Origin of the sequence: Dyella dinghuensis (assembly GCF_003977615.1) — a bacterium.
GTDB lineage: Bacteria > Pseudomonadota > Gammaproteobacteria > Xanthomonadales > Rhodanobacteraceae > Dyella_B > Dyella_B dinghuensis.
Map to the genome: position 1 here is coordinate 146,582 of NZ_RYZR01000005.1, position 24,008 is coordinate 170,589.

Consider the following 24,008-nt stretch of genomic DNA (forward strand, 5'->3'; position numbering starts at 1 on the left):
CATCCGATGACCAACACCACAACGACAGACCTTGCTTGCCCCCTTTGGCGACGATTGTTCGCTTTGCTCTACGACCTCGTTGCAGTGATCGCCATCGTGATGACGGTGGGACTGGTCTGTCAGCTGGCGACCGGCGGGCAGCTCATAACCGTCGACTCGCAGGTGCACATTGCATGGTGGTACCGGCCGCTTCAGGCCATCGTGGTGACGGCCTATTTCGTGTTCTCGTGGTTGCGCGGCGGTCAGACGCTGGGGATGCGGCCATGGCGTATTCGCGTGACGACGCGCGAAGGCGGAAGACTCTCGTTTTGGCAGGCCATTCTCAGAGCGGTTGTGGCTGCTGTGCCGCTAATGGCGCTGTTGCTGGCACCTGCCCTGGGCCTGCCCACAGCGCTGTGGTGCGTGCTGGGCATGTGGATCGTCTGGTTCGCCACGGGATTGGTGGATCCCCGCCGCCGCCCGGTTCACGACCTGGTAGCCGGCACCGAAATCCGCCGCATTGGCTGAGCCTCCCGGAATTTATTTCAATGAAACGACAGTCGCCTTGTAAGTCATTGATCCGTATTGGGTCAATTTCCTGTCGCATTGCAGCATTAAAATCCATTACCGGCTATCATCAAGCTTTAGATCGTGGGTAATTTCCTGATGCTCTACCAGCTACATGAATGGCAACGCGCCTTCCTCGGCCCCCTGAGCCACTACGCCGAGGCAAGTGCCCGCATGCTCAGCGAACCGAGCAGCCCGCTGTCGCAGCTGCCGGGTGCGCAGCGCATGGCGGCCGGCTACGAGCTGATTCATCGTCTGGGCAAGGATTACGAGAAGCCCGAGTTCGGCATCCATAGCATCAACGCGCACGGCAACGAGATCGCCATTGTTGAACGCATCGCGATGGAAACGCCGTTCTGCCAGCTTCGCCGCTTCAAGCGTTTCAGCGACGATCCGGACACCATCGAGAAGATGAAGAACGAGCCGGTGGTGCTGGTGGTAGCACCGCTGTCCGGTCATCACTCGACGTTGTTGCGCGACACCGTGCGCGCGTTGCTGCTCGATCACAAGGTATACGTCACCGACTGGATCGATGCACGCATGGTTCCGGCATCGGCCGGTCCGTTCCACCTGGATGATTACGTCGCGACGATCGAGCAGTTCATTCGCTTTATCGGTGCCGAATCGCTGCATGTGATTTCAGTGTGCCAGCCGACGGTGCCGGTGCTTGCCGCGATTTCGCTGATGGCCGCACGCGGCGAAGCCACACCGCGCAGCATGACGATGATGGGCGGCCCGATCGATCCGCGCCGCAGCCCGACCAGCGTCAACAACCTCGCGACCAAACAACCGTTGAGCTGGTTCAAAGGCAACGTGATTCACACGGTGCCGACGAACTATCCCGGTCATGGCCGCGAGGTCTATCCGGGCTTTCTGCAGCACGCGGGCTTCATCGCGATGAACCCAAATCGCCACCTCAACTCGCACTGGGATTTCTATCTCAACCTGTTGCGCGGCGACCTGGATGATGCGCAGTCGCATCGCAAGTTCTACGATGAATACAACGCCGTGCTCGACATGCCGGCGGAGTATTACCTCGACACCATCAGCACGGTGTTCCAGCAATTCCTGCTGCCGCGCGGTTTGTGGGACGTGAACGGCGAGCGCGTTGATCCGTCAGCCATCAAGCGCACTAGTTTGCTGACTATCGAAGGTGAACTGGACGACATTTCCGGCATCGGTCAAACCGAAGCGGCGCACGATCTGTGCACCGGCATTCCGTCGTCGCGCCGCGTGCATCGCGTGATTGAAGGCGCGGGACATTACGGTATTTTCAGCGGCCGCCGCTGGCGCGAAGTCGTTTATCCGCAGGTGCGTGACTTTATTCGTCGTTCGGAAGTGGCACTGGTTTCCAAGCGCGCCTGATTATCGCGCTGTTCCACATTAGCTCCTTCTCCCCTTTGGGGAGAAGGTTGGGATGAGGGGCGCACTAGCGATAAGTGACATTGCTAGATGCAGCGCGCTCATCCGCGGTCTCACAAGATTGCCCCCTCACCCTGCCCTCTCCCCGAAGGGGAGAGGGTTCAAGCGGCGAAGAATGTTTTGAACGCCTCGATGATGCGCGTAACGCCGTCGTCGTCGATATCCAGATGCGTGACCAGGCGCAGCGTCGGCAAGTAGCCAATGCTGATGCGCACCGATGCCGCACGCAGATGGTTGTCGAGTTCGCGCAGACGATCGGCAGGCACGTCGACGAACACCATGTTCGTGTGCAGCCCTAACACATTGACGTTTGGAATGTTCTTCAGACCGTCGGCCAGTCGTGCTGCCCGTGCGTGATCGTCAGCCAATCGTGTCACGTGATGATCGAGCGCATATGTGCATGCAGCAGCAAGCATGCCCGCCTGACGCCAGCCGCCACCGGTGACCTTACGCCAGCGTCGTGCCTTGTCGATCAGCGTGGCCGAACCCACCAGCACTGAGCCAACGGGTGCGCCCAAGCCTTTGGACAGGCACACCGAAACGCTATCGAAATGCCTTGCGATCTCGCGCGCTTGCACGCCACTCGCGACGGCGGCGTTGTAGAGCCGTGCGCCATCCAGATGAAGCGCCAGTCCACGTTCGCGCGCAAAGTCGTGCGCGGCACGCAGGTAATCGGCGGGAAGCACGCGTCCATGCCAGGTGTTTTCCAGGGCAAGCAGACGTGTGCGTGCGAAGTGCGGATCGATCGGCTTGATCGCCGCAGCGACTTTATCCAACGGCAATGTGCCGTTCGCGTCCTGCACGATGGGCTGCGGCTGAATCGAACCGAGCACCGCTGCCCCACCGCCTTCGAATTTGTAGGTGTGCGCATCATTGCCGACGATGTATTCATCGCCACGCTCGCAATGCGACATCAACGCAAGCAGATTCGATTGCGTGCCCGATGGCACGAACAGACCTGCCTCGAAGCCCAAATCGCTAGCCAACCGTTGCTGCAGCGTGTTGACGGTCGGATCCTCGCCGTAAACGTCGTCGCCCACTTCGGCGTCCAGCATCGCGGCACGCATGGCTTTTGTCGGGCGTGTGACCGTATCGCTGCGCAGATCGACCCAACTCATGGCGAACCTCGTGAATTCAGTGAATCTGTGACTTTGCCGCGCGCCGCGGGAATCGGCAAGTCAGCGCGGGCCGTTTATCGCCTCTTGCCATAAAGCAGGCGGCAGGATCAGAAACAAACTTTCGCGTTTGGTGCGGCGCGCGAGCCGCAGCAACGCCTCGTCACGCGTCAGCAGTGCCACGGCGTGGCTTTGATAGGCAAGCTCCAGAAATTTTTGATCGTCGCGATCGCGGCAGCGCGGGAGTGCGATGTCGGGTGCAGGCGCGTCCGGTGGTTGCCTGTGAACCCACCGATCAAAAGCCTCTACCGCAAGCGCGCGTTGTTCGTCGGTAAGCGCGAGTCGCCGATAGGTCAGCACGGCAAGCCATTCCGCGTAACAATCTTCGCGCGTGACAAGTTCGATCTCGCGCGCACGGACGGCTTGCAGCAGCGATGCACATTGCGGATCGCCAAACACGAACACATCCAGACAAACATTCGTGTCCAGAACGTAACGCGGTGTGGCTGGCGACGTCATGTCGCCACGCTCAAGCGTTTTTGCGGAAATAGAACCAGGCCACGGCGATCAGTATTAACGCCGGCAGCACGTTCGCCACGACAGGTGGAATGCCGTACACCGTGCCGAAACTGACGATGGCCTTCTGCACGAAGTACCAACTGATGGCGAGGATCATGCCCATGAAGATGCGCTTGCCCAAACCACCCGAACGCAACGCACCGAATGCAAAGGGCATCGCACACAGCACCAGCACCAGTACGTTCAGCGGATAAAGGATGCGACTCCACAGCGGTGTTTCGTACGGGCGTGTGTTTTCGCCATTCCTGTGCTTGTAGTCGATGATGTGTTCCAGATCGCGCATGGACAGGTATTGCGGCTGGATAAGCGACTGCTGCAACACTTCCGGATCGAGCTTGGAATCCCAACGCTCATTGGTCGCCGTTTGGCTGTGCACACCGGTGTCGTCGATCGTGCTGCTGCGCACGTTGTCGAGCACCCATTCCTTTCCGACCTGTTCGGCCGTGTTGGCCTGATCGAAGCGTGCCAGCTGCTGGCCGTCCGGCGTCAGCGTAAACACGCGCACGTCGATCAGCTGCACGTAAGGTCGGCCATTGATCGTACGCAACGTGCTGTTCTTCGCATTGATGATGCGGTCGCCGTCGCGCGCCCACAGACCACTGCTGGTCATGCCCAGGCTGCCGTTCGAGCGCAACCGCAATTCCAGCGCCTGTGCCTGCTGATCGCCCCATGGACCGATGGTTTCACCCATGACCACCACGCCGGCAACCAATAGGGCCACGACACCCACCGCCGACACCGCGATACGCAGACGCGACATACCAGCCGCACGCAACGCGGTCAGCTCACCGGTCGAAGCCAAACCGCCCAAGCCAAGCAAACCGCCAATCAACGCGGCGAAGCTAAACATCTCGTACATACGGCGAGGAATCGTCACCACGACGTAGAAGATCGCGTTGCTCAGCGTGTAACCGTTACGACCGATGAAACCCAGCTGACGCACGAACTGGATCATCGCGTCCAGACCGATCAGCACCAGCCACACCAGCAGCATCGAACCGAATACGGTCACGCCGATGAGATAATCCACGCGCTTGAGGCGAAAGCTAGCAGACATCAGGCGATCGCCTTTTTGCGCACCTTGCGCGCAGCGTATTGATTACGGAACGCCCAGGCTGCGAGCAGGAACAGCGCAAAGCTCAGCATCCACATCGGGAACGGATGATGCCAATGGCCTTTTGCCAGCTGACCGCGACACAACAACATGAGGTTGTTGTAAAGAAAGAAACCCAGCGCGGCGATCAGCATACGACCGTAGCGCGGTTCACGCGGCGTCTGTCGGGACAGCGGCAGGGCAAGCATCAATAGCGCGAGTGTCATCATCGGCACGATCGTGCGCCACGCGAACTCGGCACGCGCATCCGGGGTGTTGTTGTGCATCAGATCGATCATGTCCAGGTTGTGGATCGGATCTTCTGCATCGTCGGATTGGATCGACGACAACGCACTGTCGTTGCGCGTGTACTGCATGCGGCGCCAGTTGTCCCCGCCCAGCGGAATTTCATACTGCCAGCCGGTGAACAGCGCGATGTAACGGTTGCTGCCGTCGCTGTTGTAGAACAGATGGCCGTTCTTGCCGGTGGCCATTTTCATCGTGTACGTGCCGTCGCGGTTTTGACGCTCGGCAGCCAGGAAGGTGTTACCGAGCTTTTCGCCGTCGCGGCTCAGATAGTCCACCAGAATGATCCCGCCCTTGCCCGGGAGCTCCGTAAACCGGCCGGCGTCCAGACCCGCAGCGATCACCGAGCGGTTGGCTGCCGCGACGAGGTTGTCGGACGTGCGCGACGCCAGCGGGCCGCCCCACATCGAAATGGCCGCCACCATCGCGATCATCATCACCGCGACGATCGACATCGGCTTGAGCAAACCGCCCATGCCCATGCCGGACGATGCCAGCACGTGCATTTCGCTTTCGCGATACATACGGCCAAGGGATTGCAGTACGCCCAGGAATCCGGCCAGGGGAAGCATGGTCGACAAGCTGTCGATCATGCGCAGGCCAAGCACCTGGAACATGACGCTGGCGGGAAAGCTGCCTTTGGCCACCTGCTCCAGCACCTGCGCAAACGATGTGCCGGCCATGATGACCAGCAGCACGATGACGGTGGCGCCAACAGTCTGGCCCAGCTCGCGCAGGAAGTATCGGTCTAGGATGCTCAGCATGCGATAGAATCGTGGGTTCCATGCCCCGCCAGCCGGGCGAGGCAAACCCTAAGTCTAGCCGGTTCGACGCTCGTCGGCCTCCCGCAGGAAATTGATGATGACGCTCCAATTCAGCCTTGACTCCGCCGCTCCCGAAACCGCCGACGTCCCCTGTGTGGTCGTAGGCGTCTACGAAAACGGTCTGCTGACCAGCGCCGCGGCACGCGTGGACAGCGCAGCGGGCGGTGCGATCAAGCGTCAGGTGGAAAGCGGAGACATCACGGGTAAGGCAGCATCCACGACCGTGCTGTTCGCCCCGGAGGGCATCAAGGCCAAGCGCGTGCTGGTGGTCGGCCTGGGCTCGCAGAAAAGTTTCGAAGCGGCGCGCTTCCAGAAAGTGAACATGGAGGCCGCTCGCGCTCTCAGCCGTCTGCCTATCGATAGCGCCCTGTCATTCCTTACCGAAGTGGACGTTCCCAGCCGCGATACGGCGTGGCGCGTGCGCACGGCGGCACTCGCGGTCGACCATGCCACGTATCGCTACACCGCCACCCTCAAGCCGCGCGAGAAAAGCGGTCAGCCGGAGTTGTCCCATATCAGTTTCGCGGGAGCAGACAACGCGCAGACCGGCCTCGACCAGGCACGCGCCATCGCCGAAGGCGTGCTCTTTGCGCGCGAACTGGCCAACCTGCCGCCCAATATCTGCAACCCGGCCTACATTGCGCAGAAAGCCGTCGAATTCGCTGACGGCGAAGCGCACGTCAGCTGCAAGGTTCTCGATCACGAAGAGATGGCCACGCTCGGCTTCGGTTCGCTGCTTGCCGTGGGCCGCGGTTCGGCCAACAAGCCCAAGCTGATCGTCCTGGAATACAAAGGCGGCGGCGAAGACGAAAACCCTTACGCCTTTGTCGGCAAGGGCATCACGTTCGACACCGGCGGCATCAGCCTGAAGCCGGGTCCGGGCATGGAAGAAATGAAGTTCGACATGGGCGGCGCAGCCGGCGTGCTCGGCGCTTTCATTTCCGCGGTAAAGATGGGATTGAAGATCAATCTCGTGTGCGTCGTTCCGGCGGTCGAAAACATGCCCGATGGCGATGCCTATCGTCCGAGCGACGTGCTCACCAGTCTTTCCGGCATCACCATCGAAGTGCTCAACACCGATGCGGAAGGCCGCTTGATTCTGTGCGATGCACTCACCTACACCGCACAAACCTTCAAGCCACACACGATCATCGACGCCGCCACGCTCACCGGTGCATGCGTGATTGCACTGGGCAAATACGCCAGCGGCTTGATGAGCAAGCACGACGACCTCGCCGATGAACTGCTGCGCGCTGGTGAAACCACGCTCGACCGCGCATGGCGCCTGCCGTTGTGGGACGACTATCACGTGCAGCTCGAATCGGGCTTTGCCGATATCGCCAACATCGGCGGCAAGAATGCTGGTGCGATCACCGCGGGCTGCTTCCTGTCGCGCTTCACCGAAGGTCAGCGCTGGGCGCACTTGGACATCGCAGGCACTGCGTGGGACGAAGGCCGCAAGGGCCTCGCCACCGGCCGTCCGGTGCCGCTGCTGGCGCAGTGGTTGATCGATCGCGCCGGCTGATGGATTGGCCCATCGTTTCGATGCATTCGGAATGATGGGCATCCGCTACGTCACGACGTCATGCCGCGCGCCGACTTTTACCTGATCGCCAAGCCTCGCTTCAGCGAACAGCCGCTGCTGCTCGTGTGCGAACTCGCACGCAAGGCGTACGCAGCCCAACAGCCCACGTTGATTTTGACGCGCGACTTCGCGCAAGCCGAAGCGTTGGACGAACTGCTGTGGTCGTTCGACGACGACACGTTCATTCCGCACCAGCTCGCGGGTGACGACGATGACGAGCACACCGCCGTGCTGATCGTGCCGCCTGGTGTTGAACCGCCCGCGCGCGCCATGACGATCAATCTGCGCGAACAATGTCCGCAAAGCTATGGCGATCGCATCCTGGAAGTCGTCGCCGCCGATCCTGCCGAACGTGACGGTTCACGCACACGCTGGCGCGAATATCAGCGACTGGGCTTTGAGCTGAACAAATTCGACATGTGAGGGTGCGAACCCTCACCGTTACCGCTTCAAGCGGTTTTCGCTTCGGACGGCTTTGTTTCAGAACGCAACGCACGCGATGACAACGCGGCCATCAACGCTGTCGACAACTGCGCTCCGGTAAGCGGTTTGCGCAGAAACCCATCGATGCCGACCTGATGTCCGCGCGCCACTTCTTCGGCGCGCGTACGTGTGCTTATGGCGATAATCAGCACGTGCTCGCCAGCCCGCTCGCCCTGGCGTATGAGTTGCGCTACCTGGAATCCATCGATACCCGGCAAATCCAGATCGAGCAAAATCGCATCGCTGGATTCATGCGCCAACTCTGCCAACGCATTCAGGCCGTTGTTCGCGCAACGTACACGGTGCCCTTGATGTTCGAGGATGCCGCCGATGGCCGTCGCCGCGGTAGGATCGCCTTCGACCAGCAAAACATCCAGTGTTCGATCATTGCATTGCGAAGCGCGTTCCATCATGGGTGCACGCGTCGTCTGCTGCGCGACGAGCAACGGCAGACGAACATGAAACGTACTGCCCTGACCGAGCGCCGACTCCAACATGAGATGGCCGCCCATCAGGCTGACCAATTCATTGCAGATCGCGAGGCCAAGACCGCTGCCAACGCTGCGCTGCGGCCCCTCATCCTGTTCGAAGCGCCGGAAAAGTCGCTCGCGGCTGGTTTCCGGAATGCCCGGACCGGTGTCACTCACATCCATCTGCAGCTCGCCGTCCACCCATCCGAGATGAATGTCGATGCGACCTTGCTCGGTGAATTTCACGGCGTTGTTGAGCAGGTTGAACAACACTTGCCGGATGCGCAAACCGTCACCGATCAGTGACGCGGGCACATTCTCGTCAACGACCGCTTCAAGCATCAGCCCCTTGGCCTGCGCCGCGCCACGCTGCAAACGCACGACATCCTGCACCACCGGCCGCACATCAAATGCGGCCGATTCCAGAATCAGTTTTCCCGCTTCGATACGTGCCATATCCAGCGCATCGTTCAAGAGTTTGAGCAAGACGTTGCTGGCGCGCTGCATCGCTTCGGTATATTCGCGCTGCGTGTCGCTCAACGGCGTGGCGAGCAGCAATTCGGCCATGCCGATCACACCTGTCATGGGCGTGCGAATCTCGTGACTGAGCGTGGCCAGAAACTGACTCTTGGCCGCGCTGGCCTGTTCGGCGATCTGATGCCGCTGTTCGGCAAGTTGCATTTCATGCTTGTGCGACAGACGGCGTCGCCACGCGAGCAACACCAGATACCCCACAGCAATCACCAGCAACGCATAAATCAACCATGCCCACCAGCGCAACCATGGTGGTGACTGCACGTGAATCTTGAGCGGCGCGCTCAACTGCACCCACGCGCCTTCGGCACCGCGCGCCATCACGTCCAACGTGTAGTCGCCGCTGCCAAGACCAGAAAATTCGCGTTCGCCGTGGTAGTCGCGAGCAACCCATGACGTGTCCAGACCGTTCAGACGAAACCTGTACTGATTGCGCTCCGGATCGATATACGAAAAGAGCCGCGTCTGAATGTGCAGCTGGCTATCGCGCCAATCGATGCGCAACGGTTGCACACCTAACGGCAACGATTGCTCGACACCCTTGTTGTTCAGCACCGTGACTTGCGTCATCGACAACACCGACGAAGGCGGCTTGGCATCGACGATATCCGGATCAAAACCCGCAACGCCACCACCAGTGGCGGCGTAGAGATAACCGTTGGGCAGCAATGCGTAACCGCGCGAGAACTCGCTGTTGGCCAGACCGTTCTGCAGGCCCATTTTGTGGAAGGTGCCTTTGACGATGTTGAATCGCCACAAACCGTTGCGGCTGAAAATCCACACGCGCTGCATGCAATCCATATCCACATCGACCGCTTCCAGCGACGCCGGCCAACCATGCGCCGCATCGACGGAACGATCCAGCACCAGGCCCTGACCTTGCGCGTGGTAGTGATACAAACCGTCAGCGGTAGCGATCCAGATACCCGTGCGATCAAAATCGAATGCATCGATCGATTGACCCACAGGCACGCCCGGCACCATCTCGAAACGGTTCTTCGCGGGATTGAAGCGCATCAGGCCGCCATCGCTGCCGTACCAGAACATGCCTTTGTACAAAATCAGCTCGCTACCCCACATGACCTTGTCATTGGGTTTGTCCATCGCCACCGGTTGAACCACCAGCGTGTCCGGATCGATGCGGTACAGACCTTGCCCGAATGTGCGCGCATACATCTGGCCGTCGGGACCTGGCTCGACCTCGAGCGGATTCTTGAGGTACTGCGCATCCTGATCCACCTGATCGAGCTGACCATGCACATAGTCGTAGCGATACAGTGCACCCTGCACAGCGATCCATAGATGCTGCTTGGCGTCTTCGGTCATGCCGAGCACATCGCCGTCGCCGTTCAAGCCGCTGAGGATGTGCTCGATCTTGCCGGTGATCGGATCGAGTCGATCGATACGCCCCTTGCGCTCGCCGACCCACACATGACGTCCGTCGCGTCCGCGCGCCATGGTCGTCGCCATGGAGTCGCGAAGACTGTTGGGGTCTTCGGGAATGTGCGTAAAACGGCTGAAGCTGCTCCAGCCCGGCGCGAGATAACCCACACCGCCGTCGATGGTGGTCACCCACAATCCGCCTTCGCGATCGATCAACGTCTGCCAGATCCAGCTGCCGGGCAAGTCGCCAAAAAGCAGCGGTTGATCCATGACCGCCGTCACCGGCGCGCCCGGACGCATCTGCAGGTACATGCCGCGCTGCGTACCGATCCATAGATGTCCGGCCGCATCGCGCGTACTCGTCATCACATTGGTGTTGGGAATGACGGATGCGCCAAAGGGACGCGCGACGTCATCGGCCCCTACCACCAGCAGTCCACGCACCGATGCGATGCGTACTTCATCGCCCTCGCCATTGATGCGCCACGAATCCGTGGGCTGCGACGGTTCGAACATCTTGATGTGCGTAAAGCGGCCGTCCGCCTCGCGACGAAACACACCGCGATAGGCGCCTACCCACAATCGTCCTTTCGGATCGACGTAAAGCGCGCCCACCTGACCGAAATCCTCCGGTGTGGGGCCCAACAGTGGATTGACCACGTGCTCGAAGCCGTGGCCGTCCGCCAGCATGCGATCGAGCCCCTTGTCGGTGCCCGTCCAGACGGTTCCGTCCGGGGTCTGGGCGATCGCCCACACATGATCGCTGGTCAGGCTCTTCGGGTCGGCGGGATTGTGTCCCCAGTGGGTAAATCGGCTGGTCGTGGGATCGTAATGGTTGAGCGCCGCGTCCAGACTGGCCGCCCAGATGCTGCCGTCCCGATCGACGATCAGCGCCGAAATCTGATTGTTGTAGAGCGAGGTGGGATCGTTCTCGATGTGCCGGAAAATCTGGAAATGCACACCGTCAAATTCGGCAATACCGCTTTTGGTGCCGAACCACATGGAGCCATCGTGCCCTTGGGCAACGGCGTAGACACCGGAGCTGGGCAGTCCATCGTCCGCGCCGTAGCGGCGGAACTGCGGTGTCGGCAAGGGCGCGAATTCGGCGGTGTGCTCGGCCGCGTAGGTCGACGCTGCGGATGCCGGCTGCGGGGCAGACGCTGACGCGCCAGGTGCAGACGCGCCCAACATGAAGGCCAGCCCCAACATAAAAACCGACACGGTGGCCCCCTCAGGCACGTCAGGTGGGGCGTTCCCTACACGCACCCACACAAGGTTCGATCATGCCAAATCCCGGGCCTAACCGTATGTCCTTAACATGGCTACATTAGGGCAGATGTCGCGCAAACGGCAACAATCCGTTCTCCGTACTGCGGTGGAAGCGTTAACGCGTTTCGGCCAGACTCTCCGTATGACGCGCCGCGCCCTCTTCCCCGCCTTGCAGTGGCTTGCCCTAACGCTATCTGTCGGTAGCCTGACCGCGCCGTTGGCGGCCTGGGCCGCGCCAGAGAGCTATCACTACGATCCCGTGCATAGCCAGATCCTTTTCAGCATCGACCACGACGGCTTCTCCCGGCCGTTTGGACGGCTCCGCATGGCCCAAGGCTGGTTACGGTTCGATCAAGCCAACTGGTCGCAATCCAGCACCGAGCTGGATATCGACATGAACAGCCTGGACATGGGAGATGGCGCATGGAATGCCGCGGTGTGCAAATCATCGTTGCTCGACTGCAAGCAATACGGCACCGCCCACTTTGTCAGCACGTCCGTGGAGCAGAAAGATGCAACCCACGGCGTCTTGCACGGCACTCTCACCTTGCACGGCGTGAGCAAGCCGATGGACATACCCTTTCGCGTCAACCGCGTCGGCAACACTATTTACGGCATGCACACCATCGCCGGATTTTCGGCCACGGCGTCGTTAGATCGCACAGATTTCGGCATCGCTGCCTTTTCCAACTCGATCGGTCACAACGTCGTTGTCTGGCTGGAACTTGAAGCGATTCGCGATAGTCAGACCCCGGCAACCAACAAGGAAAGCCCATGAGCCTGCGCAATACGGAACATCATTGGGGGTCTGTCGCCAAGTTCTTCCATTGGCTCGTGGCGCTGGGAATTATCGTCAACGGCTTCTGGGGGCTGTTGATGACGGGCATGTCGCCGTCGATGAACAAGATCAACGTCTACGCATTGCACAAATCGATTGGCCTGACCGTGCTTGCGCTGTTTTTTCTGCGCGTGGCGTGGCGCATGTTCGATCGCCCGCCGCGTGACGAACCCGCGCCGCGCTGGCAGCAGATTGCCGCACACATCACGCACGTACTGCTTTATGCATTCGTACTGGCGATGCCGTTGACGGGCTGGTGGTATAACTCGCTGCACGGTTATCCCCTGCAGTGGTTCAAGTTGTTCAATCTTCCTGCGCTGGCCGCGAAGAACGACGATCTGGCGCGCACTGCCCATGCGGTGCACGAGTATCTGTTTTATCTCTTGTTGCTGGTGCTGGTGGGACACATCGGCGCGGCGCTGAAACATCACGTCTTTGATCAGGACAACGTATTGCGGCGCATGCTTCCCTTTGGTCGCGTGCGCCAAAGCAAGACAACCGACGGAGAACTCCCATGATATTGCGCACCCCTTATCGATCGATCGCGTTGTTGTTCGCACTGGCGTTGCCTTGCATGGCGAACGCAGCCGACTACGCCGTGCAGCCAGCCGGTAGCACGCTCGGCTTCACCAGCAGTTTTCAGGGCAGCAGCTTCGATGGCCAGTTCGGCAAATGGACGGCCGCCATCAGCTATGACCAGGCGAAACTCGCGGCGTCGAAATTCGACGTCACTGTTGATCTTTCGAGCGCCAAGACCGGCGACAGCGATCGCGACAGCGCGCTGCCCGGCCCTGATTTCTTCGACACCGCGAAAAATCCGCAGGCGCATTTCGTCACCACCAGCTTTCGCCAGCAAGGCAATCAGGTCATCGCCGTTGGCAATTTGACGCTACGTGGCGTCACCAAGCCGGTGAGCCTCAACGTAACGTTCAAGCCGCAAGGCAGCGGCGCGACGCTGGATGTCAGCGGGACAGTAAATCGTCTCGACTTCGGCGTCGGCGGCGGTCAGTACAAGGACACGAATGTCATCGCGGGTGACGTGAAGATCACCGCACACCTGGTACTTACCGCAAAATAATTCGCTGGCTTGCCGATTCACGCTTGTTCGATGAAGCCGCGCACGGCGGTTTCATCGAACGGCCAATCCAGTTCGCGGCCATCGCGAACATCTCGCAAAACCGGCACACGCGTGCCGTAACGATCTTCCAGCTCCTGGCTATCGTCCACCCACACACTGTCGAAATCAGGCAGACGCGCCTGCGCCAGCACGGCCAGCGCCTGATCGCACAGGTGGCAGTAATCCCGTTGATAGAGGACGAATGAGGCCATACGTAAGCGAATAGACTGCCGGAAACCGAACACACGCGTAGAATAGCCAGTTCATCCACGTCATCGCAGTACACTGGGGATGCTCTGATCAATTCTGCGTAGGTGGCATGATGTCCAGAAGGCTCTTAGAGTCCGTTGCGCGACGCAGGGAAGACTGGCTGTCTTGGCAAGTCGCGCAACGGACTCTAAGAGCCTTCTGGACATCACCCCATCATTTTAAAATTTAATACGCTGGGGCCGGCTCTATCCGTTCGCATCCCTTCGGTCCATCGTCTCGACAGACAGCCAGTCTGCCTTCGCCGATGGTCCTGTGGGCTGCGGACGGATAGAGCCGGTGACACCTACGCAGAATTGATCAGAGCATCCCCATGGCTGTCAGCGCTTTCGATATTTTCAAGATCGGTATCGGCCCTTCGTCCTCGCACACCGTCGGACCTATGCGCGCCGCTGCGCGTTTTGCCGAACGCTGGCTGGAAGAAAAAGGTGTGCTTGGGCGCGTCGCGCGGGTACACGCTGAACTGTTTGGCTCGCTGGCGATGACTGGACGCGGCCACGGTACCGACAAAGCCGTACTGCTGGGCTTCGAAGGCGAATGGCCGGACAAGGTCGATCCGGATCACATTCCGGAAATTCTCAAGCGCGTGCGCACGACACATCGCCTGCGCGTCCTGGGCAAGCACGAGATCGACTTCGACGAAAAGCGCGACCTGGTTTTCAACAAGCGCCAGAAGCTGCCCTTTCATACCAACGGCATGCGTTTTTCCGCCTACGATGCCGACGGCAACGAGCTGGCCACGCGCGACTACTACTCGGTGGGTGGCGGCTTCGTCGTCAATCACGATGAAGCCGCCGAAGACCGCATCGTCGCCGACACCACCGAGCAGCCCTACCCCTTCGCTAGCGGCGAACAGTTGCTGGCGTTGTGCGAAACGCATCATCTGACCATCGCCCAGCTGATGATGGAGAACGAGAAGGTCTGGCGTAGCGAGTCCGAAGTTCGCGACGGTTTGTTGAACATCTGGCGTGCGATGCAATCGTGCGTGGAACGCGGCCTTCGCTCGCCGGGCGTCTTGCCTGGCGGTTTAAAGGTAGCGCGCCGCGCGCCGGCCATGGCCGCCGAATTGCGCAATCAACCGGAAGCTGCCCTCAAGGATCCGCTGACGATTCTCGATTGGGTGAATCTGTACGCGCTGGCAGTCAATGAAGAAAATGCCGCAGGTGGCCGTGTGGTTACTGCGCCGACCAATGGCGCGGCAGGCATCGTTCCGGCCGTGTTGAATTACTACTATCGCTTCTGCCCGAAAGCCGACGAGAACGGCGTCATCGATTTCCTGCTGACGGCGGCCGCGATCGGCATTCTCTACAAAGAGAACGCGTCGATCTCCGGTGCGGAAGTGGGTTGCCAGGGTGAAGTCGGCGTGGCGTGTTCAATGGCGGCTGGCGGCCTTACGGCGGCGCTCGGCGGAAGTGTGCTGCAGATCGAGAACGCCGCCGAAATCGGTATGGAACACAACCTCGGTTTGACATGCGACCCCATCGGCGGACTCGTGCAGATTCCCTGCATCGAACGCAATGCGATGGGTTCGGTCAAAGCGATCAATGCCAGCCGTATGGCGTTGAAAAGCGACGGCAAACATCGCGTTTCGCTGGATAAGGTCATCAAGACAATGCGCGATACAGGGCGCGATATGAAGGACAAGTACAAAGAAACGTCGCGCGGCGGTCTTGCCGTGAACGTTATCGAGTGCTGAAACCTACCCCCTCCCAACCTCCCCCTGCTAGCAGGGGGAGGGGCATGTAGCGCCAAGAGTTAGGTTGATCGCGCCATCCTAAATCCTAAATCGACGCGACTGCTCCCTCCCCTGCTCACAGGGGAGGGTTGGGGTGGGGTCAGGCTTCACCCAACTTCCTCAAGATTTCCTCAAGCACCGATTCTGTTCGCAACAACACATCATCGTTCCAGAACCGAATCACCCGAAAACCGCATGCCTCTATGTCACGCGTGCGCGTTGCATCGTACTTACTCGCGTTGAGATGTTGGCCACCGTCAAGCTCGATAACGAGACGCAGCGGTATGCAAACAAAATCCGCGATATATCCCGCAATCGGATATTGCCGGCGGAACTTGAATCCCGCGAGATTCTCTCGGCGTAAATATCGCCACAAGTGATTCTCGGCATCCGTTGCAGCAGAACGTAATGCTCGTGCGCGCTTCCATTTTTCGTGCATAACCAGTCCGTGGTTTTGGAGAGAGCAAAAGATTTACCCCTCCCAACCTCCCCCAGCTAGCAAGGGGAGGAGCAAACGACCGTCGGCTTAGGCTGTTTGCGCGCTGCTTCGGTCGAAGATGATTGTGGCAACCGCACCGTTGGCATCACTGCGTGGCCGCATGGAAACATCCCATCCATAGAGCTCGCAAAGCCTGCGCACAATCGCCAGGCCAAGCCCGGCGCCGCTGCCACCCGCGCCTTCACCACGCACACCGCGCTGAAAGAGACGTTCGGCGTCTTCGGGCTTGATGCCCGGGCCGGTATCGATCACGTCAATGCGGCCTTTGTCGACCTCGACCGTCACGTTACCTTCCAGCGTGTATTTGATGGCGTTGCCGATAATGTTGGTAAGCGCGACCGACAAGACGGATGGTGGTGCATTGACGGTGACGGAACCTTTCTGAATCAACTCGATCTCGACAGGCTTGTCGCGCACTTGCGGACGCTGACTTTCGATGACATCGGAAGCGACTTTCGCAACGTCGGTGATTTCGCCGCGTGTGGGGCCGCGGCGCTCGGCTCGCGATAGCAACAACAAGGCCTCGATCAGCTCGGTCGCCTGACGCGACGCGCGCTCGATGCGCTTTAGACGTTCACGCAATTTGTCCGTAAGATCCGGCGAGCCTTGCAGCAACTCGGTCGTGCTGGCAATCACAGCGAGTGGCGTGCGCAATTCGTGACTGACGTCGGAGTTGAATTCGCGATCGCGCTCGACCATCGCGGTGAGACGCGCGGAATATTCATCGAGTGCCTGGGCCAATTCGCCCACTTCGTCATCCGCAAAATGCGGCGCCAGCAATTCAGCTCGGCCGGCTTTGCGGAAGTCACGCAGTCGCGAAGCCAGCTCGCTCACTGGCTTGAGCACCTTGCGGGAAAGCCAAAGGCCAATCGCCAATGACAGCAGACTGAAGAGAACGACAGCCGATACTAGCCCCGTAATGAGCTGGCGCTTGCCAAGGTCTTCGCGACTGATGTCGTAACTGAGAAAGCCGACCAGACCATATTTACGCGACACCGCCAGCTTGTAGTGCCGTACATGCCCATCAGGCTCCACGTCGTGCATGTCGTAGACGCCGGTGCCGAGGTTCTGCCAGGCAAGCGGTGCCTTGTAAATCGTGCGATCACTCCACAACCACGCATCGATCAGCTGAGATCGAAGTGGCTGATCGGGATTAGCGTTCTTGTTCTCGATCGCCTGATCGACATCGTTCTGCAGACTCGCGTTGATCAGCTGGTTCTCGACCTTCGCGCGCACGTACAACGACGCCACAGCAAACAACGCGCTGAGGCCAAATCCAAACAGCGCGAACGAGACAATGAGGCGGAAACGAAGCTTACGCCTGGACTGCATCCGGATCGACCATGCGGTAACCGATGCCGTGTCGGGTATGGATCAGCGCTTTGTCGAACGGCTTGTCGATCGCTGCACGTAAACCGTGGATGTGTACACGCAGGCTGTCGCTGTCGGGCAATTCTTCGCCCCACACTTTCTGCTCCAGATCCTGACGCGTGACGACCGACGGGCTTGCTTCCATCAATGCTTGCAGCAATTTCAAACCGATCGGATTGAGCTGGATCGATTTGCCTTCACGCGTGACGGTGAGCGTATCGAGGTTGTATGTGAGATCGGCAACCTTGAGCACGCGACTCTGCGGACCTTTGCCGCGACGTGCAAGCACTTCCAGTCGCGCCGCCAGTTCCTGCAGCGCGAAAGGCTTGGTCATGTAGTCGTCGGCACCGGATTCGAAGCCAGTGAGCTTCTGTTCCAGCGCGTCGCGTGCGGTAAGCATCAGCACGGGCGTTTGCTTGTGGGCTTCATGGCGCAGCTTGCGCGCCACGTCCAGACCATCCATACCCGGCAGGGTGAGATCGAGCACGATCACGTCGAAATCATGGACCACGGCCAAATGCAGGCCTGTGACACCATCTCCGGCGAAATCCACCACATGGCCACGATCTTCCAGATAGTCGCCGATATTGGTCGCAATATCGCTGTTGTCTTCAATCACCAGAACGCGCATGCGTCTCTCCGCTACGCATGCCGGCGCAGGGCCGGCGGAAGCTCAAGCTTAACGACTGCGGGCTGCAAATGTTAAGCGGGATGCTGAACGTCGAAAAACAGGCCGTTTTTCGACCGGGCAAAGAAAAAGCCCGGCTGCTGCGACGGTGCGTCGCTGCATCCGGGCTGAAGCTACTGCCCCGATACCGTCGTCTGCTGTCACCGGACCTTGCGGTTGAAGTGGCGAGCAAACAAACAGTGGTGCCTTTATAGGCTTGGGGGGGTTACGTGACAGTTAACCCCCGCTCACAGGCGGGTTAACGCGCCGCCTTGCCTGCCTTCTGCTCGAGGTGGCGGATGATCTTTTCGGAGACGTTCACGCCCGTAGCAGCCTCGATGCCCTCAAGGCCGGGCGAGGCGTTCACTTCCAGGATCAGCGGGCCGCGCTTGGAGCGCAGCAGATCGACGCCCGCGATGCCCAGACCAAGCGCCTCGGCGGCCCTCACGGCGATGCGTTTTTCATCGGCAGTGACTTTGGCGGCCTTGGCGCTGCCGCCTCGATGCAGGTTCGCGCGGAATTCTCCCGGCACCGCATCGCGCTGCATGGCGGCTACCACCTGACCGCCGACGACGAAGCAGCGTAAGTCGCTGCCTTTGGCTTCAGCGATGAATTCCTGCACCAGAAAATTGGCATACAAACCGCGGAATGCCTCGACCACGCTTTGCGACGCGGTGCGCTTTTCCGCCAGCACGACACCGGTGCCCTGACTGCCTTCATTGAGCTTGATGACATGCGGCGGCTCGCCGAGCATGTCCAGCACGTCGGTGGTGTCGTCCGGGTTGTCGCCGAAAACGGTGACCGGCATGTCCAACCCTTCGGCGGAAAGGATCTGCAGGCAACGTAGTTTGTCGCGCGCGCGCAGCACGGCATCGGATGAATTGGGTGTGTAGACGCCCATCATTTCCAACTGACGCAATACCGCCGTGCCGTAGAACGTACTGGATGTGCCGATACGCGGAATGGCCGCATCGAAATCGTGCAGCGCCTTGCCGCGATAGCGAATTTCCACGGAACCCGGCGCAATGCGCACGTAGCAGCGCAGCGGATCGAGCACACGCACGACGTGACCGCGTTCACGCGCCACTTCCACCAGTCGCTGGGTGGAATACAGCCGCGTGTTGCGCGAGAGAATGGCAATCTTCATGACTTGTCCGTCGTGATGTGCACGGGCCGAGGGAGGGTATAGGAAAGGGCGGGATTGACTGTGAAACGCCCGAACAAAGCGGTGCGCCCCAGCAGCATGGGGAAAAGCATGTGCCGGCGATCGGTCAAATTCATGTCAACCTCAAAACATTCACCTGCCATCGTGACTTCGGTTCGGATAAACCATCGTTCGCTGCGGCCGCCGCCGGTGTCGACGACAACCCGCCGATCCTGCGCCAGCGCTTCGCACTGCACCTGCCGCGGAAAGCGCCGGCCGATGCCGACGGTAAAGCGCAGCCAGGTCTTGCCATCACGTTCAAATGTTTCCAGCGCATCCACATGCAGCGAACTGCTGCGGGCGCCGGTATCCAGCTTGGCTTTGAGCGAAGGAATGCCTAACTGAGGCAATGCCAGTCGTTCCCGCCAGCCGAGGGTCATCACTTCCGCCATGTCAGCTCACGCTGTGGGTTTGGAGTTCTCGGTGGGGAACCGTAGGGAAATTTTTCGTTATCCATCCCCCTGTTTTCCAGCGGGATGGAGCGGGTGAAGGGAATCGAACCCTCGTCAGTAGCTTGGGAAGCTACAGCTCTACCATTGAGCTACACCCGCAACGTTCGGCGATGGTAACCGGCACTAGCGGCTTTGGGAATCCTGGTGAGGTGTTCATGTTTTTCACCGATGGCAACGCCATGTGAATCGTAGATAGCGGCCGGCTGAACCGCTTTTCCGAAAACACTTGCGGCATATGCATGGGGCCTTTTGCCGCGCCCATAATCTGCCTGCAACAATTCACAGGAAATGGACGACACACGGAAGCGCGACCGCCTCGCGCGTTACAGCACGGAGAGAACCATGCGCGTACTCAATGCTGAAGCTTCCTGCTTGCGCAGCCTGAAAATGGCGATGGCCATTTTGCTGCTGGTTTGCACGGGCTTCGTTCAAGCTCAGTCGGACGATACGCAAGGCAATGCTGCCAACGATCCGCCTGCACGCGTAGCGCGGCTTTCCTACGCTGCCGGCGACCTGGGCATGATGCCCGCAGGCAGCACGCAATGGACCGCTGCCGACGTCAATCGCCCGCTCACCAACGGCGACAAACTTTCCAGTGGGCCGGATGCCAAAGCGGAACTGGAGCTGGGCGGTGCAGCATTGCGCATCAATGGCCAAACCGATATCGGCGTGCTGAATCTCACTGATCAAACCGGCCAGTTCGAGCTTACGCAAGGCACGTTGAATATCACCGTGCGCAACATCTATCAGGGCGCAAGCTACGAGATCGATACCCCGACGCTGGCGCTGGTCATCAATCAGCCCGGCAGCTTCCGGGTGGATGTTCCCGCCGATGGCTCGTCGACCCGAGTGAATGTGCTCGACGGCATCGGCATGATCTACGGCGAAAACAGCGCACAGCGCGACGCATACAGCGGACGCAGCTACGTGTTCGCCGATTCGTCGTTGAGCAATGTCACCGTGAGCGAACTGGGTGGTGGCGATGCGTTCGACAACTGGTGCAGCGAACGCGATTCGGAGTATGCGAACGAAGAAACATCCAGCGCGCAATACGTGTCCGACGACACGGTGGGCGCGCAAGACTTGGCTGCTTACGGCACCTGGCAAGATGACGGCGATTACGGTCCGATCTGGTATCCAGGTGGCGTCGCCGTGGGCTGGGCGCCATATACCTTCGGTCACTGGGTGTGGATTGCGCCATGGGGTTGGACCTGGGTAGACGGCCTGCCGTGGGGCTTTGCGCCGTACCACTATGGCCGCTGGGCGTATGTGCATGGCCATTGGGGCTGGCTACCCGGACCACCACGCGTGCGCCCGATTTACGCGCCCGCATTGGTCGCGTTCGCTGGTCTGGGACGAGGCGGCCCGGTCGGCTGGTTCCCGCTGGGTCCGCACGATATTTACAACCCGTGGTATCGCGCGTCGCGCAACTACTACACGAACGTCAACGCGACCAACGTCGGCATCCATCCTGGCTTTACGCAGGACATGTTGTTCAACAACATCCACAATCAATACGGCTACTACCAGAACGGACGCACGCCGCCCGGTGTGACCTACGCCAACCGCAATGTGCCGCATGCCTTCACGGCCGTATCCGCACAAGCGTTTGCCAGCGCCGGTAATGTGCATACCAATCAGATACGCATGACGCCGCAGCAATTCGCCACGGCAACGGTGATGACACCCGCCGAAGTGCAGCGGCCGACGCCAGCCAGCTTCGGCCAGCCTCGTGCAGCGACTACGCGGCCATTGCCTGCGGCGGGATTCAATCGCCAGGTCGTCGCGGTCGGCGTGCCATCGGCGGCTGTGGCGGCGACGGCTTCATTGCACAGGGGCCTGCCCGCTTCGAACGTGCATGTAATGGGCGCGCATCCTGGTGTGGTCGCCAACTCGCCGCGGCTCATCACCGGCGGAAGTTACACGCGCCCGGCGGTAGCGCCTGCAGCAGCACCAAGCATCCCGCATCCGGGCAATCTCCCGCAGGTGCCGCGCTTCGAATCGGCGCAGCAGGTTCAGCAGCCCCCGGAATCTCCGCGGTATACACCACCTGCGCGCGTCGAACCCCAACAAGGCTACGCACAGCCACAAAATGAGGCACAGCAGCGTTATCAGGCAGCCGAACGAGCGCACGAATATGTGCCTGAGCAGCAGCGGGAACAAGAACAGCAACAGTCGCCATATCGTCCGCAAGACAGCTATCAGCAGCGCGACGCCTATCGCGCAGAGCCTCAGCCTGAGTATCGTCCGGCGCCCTCCTACACACCCGAACAGCGATCGGAGCCACGCCCCCAGCCGCAACAGCAGTCCCACCCGCAGAGCGCCCCGCACTCTGCGCCCGCGCCATCGCACGGAAATGACAATCAGCACTGATCTCGCCGCACAGGCCCGGCCAATTGCCGGGCCTGTGCCGTTACAATAGGCGGCATGCAGATCACTCTTAATGGCCAGCCGCGCGATTGCGGGCACGGCGCCACGGTTACCCAATTGCTTCTGGATTCCGGCTATGCCGGCCGCCGCGTCGCGGTGGAAATCAACCATGAAATCGTGCCGCGCAGCCGTCACGACGACCACCAACTGCGCGATGGCGATCGTGTCGAGATCGTTCACGCCATCGGTGGCGGTTGATTCGCTGCATTGTCTTCCATCCCCCCGCGCCCTGCGCTTTGCACGTCGACTATCCCCATGAATATCAAGACGATCGACAGCACCGACCCTCTCATCATCGCCGGCAAGAGCTACGGCTCGCGGCTGATCACCGGCACCGGCAAGTACAAGGATCTGGACGAAACGCGCCGCGCGACGCTCGCTGCCGGTACCGAAATGGTCACCCTGGCGATTCGCCGCGTGAACATCGGCCAGGATCCGAATGCGCCGAACCTGCTCGATGCACTGCCGCCGCACGAATTCACCCTGCTGCCCAACACCGCCGGTTGCTACAACGCGGCCGATGCAGTGCGCACCTGCAAGCTCGCGCGTGAGCTGCTGGATGGGCACAAGCTCGTGAAGCTCGAAGTGCTGGGCGATCAGCGCACGCTGTATCCCGATGTGATCGAAACACTCAAAGCCGCCGAGCAGCTGGTCGCTGAGGGTTTCGACGTGATGGTCTACACCTCCGACGATCCGATCCTCGCCCGCAAGCTGGAAGAGATCGGCTGCGTGGCCGTGATGCCGCTTGCCGCGCCGATTGGGTCCGGCCTTGGCGTTCAGAACCGATACAACCTGCTGGAAATCGTCGAGAACGCGAAGGTGCCGATCATCGTCGACGCTGGCGTTGGCACGGCTTCGGACGCTGCCATTGCGATGGAACTGGGTTGCGATGGCGTGCTGATGAACACGGCGATTGCGAGCGCGAAGGATCCGGTCCTGATGGCGCATGCGATGAAACTCGCCATTGAAGCCGGTCGCGCCGCCTTCCGTGCGGGACGCATTCCCCGCAAGCGCTTCGCATCTGCATCCAGCCCGATCGACGGCACCATCGGCTGATGAGCGATCGCGCCGGCCACGACGCGCCCGAATACATGCGCCGCATCCGCAGTTTCGTGCTGCGGGAAGGCCGCATGACACCTGCCCAGCAACGCGCGTTCGAAACACATTGGGCGCGTTTCGGCATCGACTACACCGGCACCGCGCAAGATTTCCACGCGCACTTCGGCCGCGCCGCACCGCTGGTCATGGAGATCGGCTTCGGCAACGGCGAGGCGCTTGCGTGGGCCAGCGAACACGACCTCCTTCGCGACTATCTGGGCGTGGAAGTGCATGGCCCTGGTGTGGGCCGTTTGATGAATGCGCTGGCAGCACGCGATGCTTCCAACGTGCGCATCTACAAGCACGACGCCGTAGAAGTGCTGGAGAAGGAAATCGCGCCGGAAACACTGGCGGAGGCGCGTATCTGGTTCCCCGATCCCTGGCACAAGAAGCGCCACAACAAGCGGCGCATCATCCAACCCGAGTTCGTGGCCTTGCTGGCGACACGTATGGTCTCTGACGGTTTGCTGCATCTGGCCACCGACTGGGAGCCTTATGCGCAGCACATGCTGGAAGTGATGGAAGCCGCTCCCGCCTGGCGCAATGCCGTGGGGCCGGGGCAATACGCCGAAAAGCCCGAATGGCGCATCGAAACCCACTTCGAGCGCCGTGGCCTGAAGCTTGGTCATGGCGTGTGGGATCTGCTTTACCGCAAACGATAGCGCCTCGCTCCTCCCCCTGCTTGCAGGGGGAGGCTGGGAGGGGGTCACCCATACTGGCC

General features: G+C 60.4%; 23 protein-coding genes and 1 tRNA gene. 12 read left to right on the forward strand and 12 right to left on the reverse strand.

The annotated features are described in order from the left end of the window. Positions 1–6 precede the first annotated feature (6 nt). Together EKH79_RS08205 and EKH79_RS08210 are read left to right on the forward strand one after the other, a co-directional pair. Positions 7–507 (forward strand): RDD family protein, encoded by a 501-nt coding sequence (locus tag EKH79_RS08205; protein ID WP_126673315.1) that lies wholly within the window; start codon positions 7–9, stop codon positions 505–507. Positions 508–645: 138 nt separating this feature from the next. Continuing rightward, positions 646–1,911, forward strand: a complete 1,266-nt coding sequence (locus EKH79_RS08210) for a polyhydroxyalkanoate depolymerase (RefSeq protein ID WP_126673847.1) — start codon at positions 646–648, stop codon at positions 1,909–1,911. Positions 1,912–2,069: 158 nt separating this feature from the next. Here EKH79_RS08210 and ltaE read toward each other — a convergent pair whose 3' ends face one another. From ltaE to lptF, 4 genes are read right to left on the reverse strand one after another with little or no spacing between them, the layout of a single operon-like run. Continuing rightward, positions 2,070–3,086: a low-specificity L-threonine aldolase gene (ltaE, locus tag EKH79_RS08215; RefSeq protein WP_126673316.1), complete on the reverse strand. Its 1,017-nt coding sequence runs from the start codon at positions 3,084–3,086 to the stop codon at positions 2,070–2,072. 60 nt (positions 3,087–3,146) lie between these two features. After that, entirely contained in the window at positions 3,147–3,602 is a 456-nt protein-coding gene (locus EKH79_RS08220; protein WP_126673317.1) for a putative toxin-antitoxin system toxin component, PIN family, read from the reverse strand. Positions 3,603–3,612: 10 nt separating this feature from the next. Further along, positions 3,613–4,719 (reverse strand): LPS export ABC transporter permease LptG, encoded by a 1,107-nt coding sequence (gene lptG / locus EKH79_RS08225; protein WP_126673318.1) that lies wholly within the window; start codon positions 4,717–4,719, stop codon positions 3,613–3,615. Then, the gene (gene lptF, locus EKH79_RS08230; protein ID WP_126673319.1) at positions 4,719–5,825 is read right to left on the reverse strand and encodes an LPS export ABC transporter permease LptF; all 1,107 of its coding nucleotides are present in this window, start codon (positions 5,823–5,825) and stop codon (positions 4,719–4,721) included. The genes lptG and lptF overlap by 1 nt, the downstream gene beginning before the upstream one ends. A gap of 97 nt (positions 5,826–5,922) precedes the next feature. On the opposite strand from lptF, the gene EKH79_RS08235 reads away from it, so the two are divergent. Together EKH79_RS08235 and EKH79_RS08240 are read left to right on the forward strand one after the other, a co-directional pair. Beyond that, positions 5,923–7,410, forward strand: a complete 1,488-nt coding sequence (locus EKH79_RS08235; RefSeq protein WP_126673848.1) for a leucyl aminopeptidase — start codon at positions 5,923–5,925, stop codon at positions 7,408–7,410. Between the two features lie 60 nt (positions 7,411–7,470). Beyond that, the gene (locus EKH79_RS08240) at positions 7,471–7,893 is read left to right on the forward strand and encodes a DNA polymerase III subunit chi (protein ID WP_126673320.1); all 423 of its coding nucleotides are present in this window, start codon (positions 7,471–7,473) and stop codon (positions 7,891–7,893) included. Positions 7,894–7,919: 26 nt separating this feature from the next. On the opposite strand, the gene EKH79_RS08245 is transcribed toward EKH79_RS08240, so the two are convergent. After that, a complete protein-coding gene (locus tag EKH79_RS08245; protein ID WP_233590246.1) occupies positions 7,920–11,561 on the reverse strand; it encodes a hybrid sensor histidine kinase/response regulator in 3,642 nt (1,213 codons plus the stop codon). 190 nt (positions 11,562–11,751) lie between these two features. Here EKH79_RS08245 and EKH79_RS08250 point away from each other — a divergent pair, with 190 nt between their 5' ends. From EKH79_RS08250 to EKH79_RS08260, 3 genes are read left to right on the forward strand one after another with little or no spacing between them, the layout of a single operon-like run. Then, positions 11,752–12,387, forward strand: coding sequence for a YceI family protein (locus EKH79_RS08250; RefSeq protein WP_126673321.1), 636 nt, complete (start codon positions 11,752–11,754; stop codon positions 12,385–12,387). Next, positions 12,384–12,965 carry a cytochrome b gene (locus EKH79_RS08255; protein WP_126673322.1) on the forward strand — a complete coding sequence of 194 codons (582 nt, stop codon included), beginning with the start codon at positions 12,384–12,386 and terminating at the stop codon, positions 12,963–12,965. The genes EKH79_RS08250 and EKH79_RS08255 overlap by 4 nt, the downstream gene beginning before the upstream one ends. Beyond that, complete coding sequence (locus tag EKH79_RS08260) at positions 12,962–13,525, forward strand: YceI family protein (protein ID WP_126673323.1); 564 nt, start codon at positions 12,962–12,964, stop codon at positions 13,523–13,525. Before EKH79_RS08255 ends, EKH79_RS08260 begins: the two co-directional genes overlap by 4 nt. A 17-nt stretch (positions 13,526–13,542) precedes the next feature. Here the strand turns inward: EKH79_RS08260 and EKH79_RS08265 are convergent, their stop codons facing one another. Continuing rightward, positions 13,543–13,776, reverse strand: a complete 234-nt coding sequence (locus tag EKH79_RS08265) for a glutaredoxin family protein (protein WP_126673324.1) — start codon at positions 13,774–13,776, stop codon at positions 13,543–13,545. A 368-nt stretch (positions 13,777–14,144) separates the two neighbouring features. Between EKH79_RS08265 and EKH79_RS08270 the strand changes: the two genes are divergently transcribed. After that, the gene (locus EKH79_RS08270) at positions 14,145–15,527 is read left to right on the forward strand and encodes an L-serine ammonia-lyase (RefSeq protein ID WP_126673325.1); all 1,383 of its coding nucleotides are present in this window, start codon (positions 14,145–14,147) and stop codon (positions 15,525–15,527) included. A 139-nt stretch (positions 15,528–15,666) separates the two neighbouring features. Here the strand turns inward: EKH79_RS08270 and EKH79_RS08275 are convergent, their stop codons facing one another. The 6 genes from EKH79_RS08275 to EKH79_RS08300 form a co-directional block, all read right to left on the reverse strand. Then, on the reverse strand, positions 15,667–16,005 hold the full coding sequence (locus EKH79_RS08275; protein WP_126673326.1) for an endonuclease domain-containing protein: 339 nt from the start codon (positions 16,003–16,005) through the stop codon (positions 15,667–15,669). A gap of 87 nt (positions 16,006–16,092) precedes the next feature. Beyond that, positions 16,093–17,397, reverse strand: a complete 1,305-nt coding sequence (locus EKH79_RS08280; RefSeq protein ID WP_126673327.1) for a sensor histidine kinase — start codon at positions 17,395–17,397, stop codon at positions 16,093–16,095. After that, complete coding sequence (locus tag EKH79_RS08285; RefSeq protein WP_126673328.1) at positions 17,381–18,067, reverse strand: response regulator transcription factor; 687 nt, start codon at positions 18,065–18,067, stop codon at positions 17,381–17,383. The genes EKH79_RS08280 and EKH79_RS08285 overlap by 17 nt, the downstream gene beginning before the upstream one ends. A gap of 295 nt (positions 18,068–18,362) precedes the next feature. Further along, positions 18,363–19,250: a 30S ribosomal protein S6--L-glutamate ligase gene (gene rimK / locus EKH79_RS08290; protein WP_126673329.1), complete on the reverse strand. Its 888-nt coding sequence runs from the start codon at positions 19,248–19,250 to the stop codon at positions 18,363–18,365. After that, positions 19,247–19,699, reverse strand: a complete 453-nt coding sequence (locus EKH79_RS08295; RefSeq protein ID WP_126673330.1) for an ATP-dependent zinc protease family protein — start codon at positions 19,697–19,699, stop codon at positions 19,247–19,249. The genes rimK and EKH79_RS08295 overlap by 4 nt, the downstream gene beginning before the upstream one ends. Before the next feature lie 85 nt (positions 19,700–19,784). Continuing rightward, positions 19,785–19,858: transfer RNA gene (locus tag EKH79_RS08300), tRNA-Gly, on the reverse strand. A 243-nt stretch (positions 19,859–20,101) separates the two neighbouring features. Between EKH79_RS08300 and EKH79_RS08305 the strand changes: the two genes are divergently transcribed. From EKH79_RS08305 to trmB, 4 genes are read left to right on the forward strand one after another with little or no spacing between them, the layout of a single operon-like run. Beyond that, positions 20,102–22,132, forward strand: a complete 2,031-nt coding sequence (locus tag EKH79_RS08305; protein ID WP_126673331.1) for a DUF6600 domain-containing protein — start codon at positions 20,102–20,104, stop codon at positions 22,130–22,132. A gap of 54 nt (positions 22,133–22,186) precedes the next feature. Next, positions 22,187–22,387 carry a sulfur carrier protein ThiS gene (gene thiS, locus EKH79_RS08310; RefSeq protein WP_126673332.1) on the forward strand — a complete coding sequence of 67 codons (201 nt, stop codon included), beginning with the start codon at positions 22,187–22,189 and terminating at the stop codon, positions 22,385–22,387. A 57-nt stretch (positions 22,388–22,444) separates the two neighbouring features. Further along, complete coding sequence (locus EKH79_RS08315) at positions 22,445–23,245, forward strand: thiazole synthase (RefSeq protein WP_126673333.1); 801 nt, start codon at positions 22,445–22,447, stop codon at positions 23,243–23,245. Further along, positions 23,245–23,949 (forward strand): tRNA (guanosine(46)-N7)-methyltransferase TrmB, encoded by a 705-nt coding sequence (trmB, locus tag EKH79_RS08320; RefSeq protein WP_126673334.1) that lies wholly within the window; start codon positions 23,245–23,247, stop codon positions 23,947–23,949. The genes EKH79_RS08315 and trmB overlap by 1 nt, the downstream gene beginning before the upstream one ends. The last annotated feature ends 59 nt before the right edge of the window (positions 23,950–24,008 follow it).

Coding starts and splice junctions, on each gene's coding strand:
- EKH79_RS08255 (WP_126673322.1), top strand. CDS start 12,384: ATGAGCCTGCGCAATACGGAACATCATTGGGGGTCTGTCGCCAAGTTC.
- lptG (WP_126673318.1), bottom strand. CDS start 4,719: ATGTCTGCTAGCTTTCGCCTCAAGCGCGTGGATTATCTCATCGGCGTG.
- EKH79_RS08315 (WP_126673333.1), top strand. CDS start 22,445: ATGAATATCAAGACGATCGACAGCACCGACCCTCTCATCATCGCCGGC.
- EKH79_RS08265 (WP_126673324.1), bottom strand. CDS start 13,776: ATGGCCTCATTCGTCCTCTATCAACGGGATTACTGCCACCTGTGCGAT.
- thiS (WP_126673332.1), top strand. CDS start 22,187: ATGCAGATCACTCTTAATGGCCAGCCGCGCGATTGCGGGCACGGCGCC.
- EKH79_RS08295 (WP_126673330.1), bottom strand. CDS start 19,699: ATGGCGGAAGTGATGACCCTCGGCTGGCGGGAACGACTGGCATTGCCT.
- EKH79_RS08205 (WP_126673315.1), top strand. CDS start 7: ATGACCAACACCACAACGACAGACCTTGCTTGCCCCCTTTGGCGACGA.
- lptF (WP_126673319.1), bottom strand. CDS start 5,825: ATGCTGAGCATCCTAGACCGATACTTCCTGCGCGAGCTGGGCCAGACT.
- trmB (WP_126673334.1), top strand. CDS start 23,245: ATGAGCGATCGCGCCGGCCACGACGCGCCCGAATACATGCGCCGCATC.
- EKH79_RS08275 (WP_126673326.1), bottom strand. CDS start 16,005: ATGCACGAAAAATGGAAGCGCGCACGAGCATTACGTTCTGCTGCAACG.
- EKH79_RS08285 (WP_126673328.1), bottom strand. CDS start 18,067: ATGCGCGTTCTGGTGATTGAAGACAACAGCGATATTGCGACCAATATC.
- EKH79_RS08240 (WP_126673320.1), top strand. CDS start 7,471: ATGCCGCGCGCCGACTTTTACCTGATCGCCAAGCCTCGCTTCAGCGAA.
- EKH79_RS08270 (WP_126673325.1), top strand. CDS start 14,145: ATGGCTGTCAGCGCTTTCGATATTTTCAAGATCGGTATCGGCCCTTCG.
- EKH79_RS08280 (WP_126673327.1), bottom strand. CDS start 17,397: ATGCAGTCCAGGCGTAAGCTTCGTTTCCGCCTCATTGTCTCGTTCGCG.
- EKH79_RS08220 (WP_126673317.1), bottom strand. CDS start 3,602: ATGACGTCGCCAGCCACACCGCGTTACGTTCTGGACACGAATGTTTGT.
- EKH79_RS08210 (WP_126673847.1), top strand. CDS start 646: ATGCTCTACCAGCTACATGAATGGCAACGCGCCTTCCTCGGCCCCCTG.
- EKH79_RS08305 (WP_126673331.1), top strand. CDS start 20,102: ATGCGCGTACTCAATGCTGAAGCTTCCTGCTTGCGCAGCCTGAAAATG.
- rimK (WP_126673329.1), bottom strand. CDS start 19,250: ATGAAGATTGCCATTCTCTCGCGCAACACGCGGCTGTATTCCACCCAG.
- EKH79_RS08235 (WP_126673848.1), top strand. CDS start 5,923: ATGACGCTCCAATTCAGCCTTGACTCCGCCGCTCCCGAAACCGCCGAC.
- ltaE (WP_126673316.1), bottom strand. CDS start 3,086: ATGAGTTGGGTCGATCTGCGCAGCGATACGGTCACACGCCCGACAAAA.
- EKH79_RS08260 (WP_126673323.1), top strand. CDS start 12,962: ATGATATTGCGCACCCCTTATCGATCGATCGCGTTGTTGTTCGCACTG.
- EKH79_RS08250 (WP_126673321.1), top strand. CDS start 11,752: ATGACGCGCCGCGCCCTCTTCCCCGCCTTGCAGTGGCTTGCCCTAACG.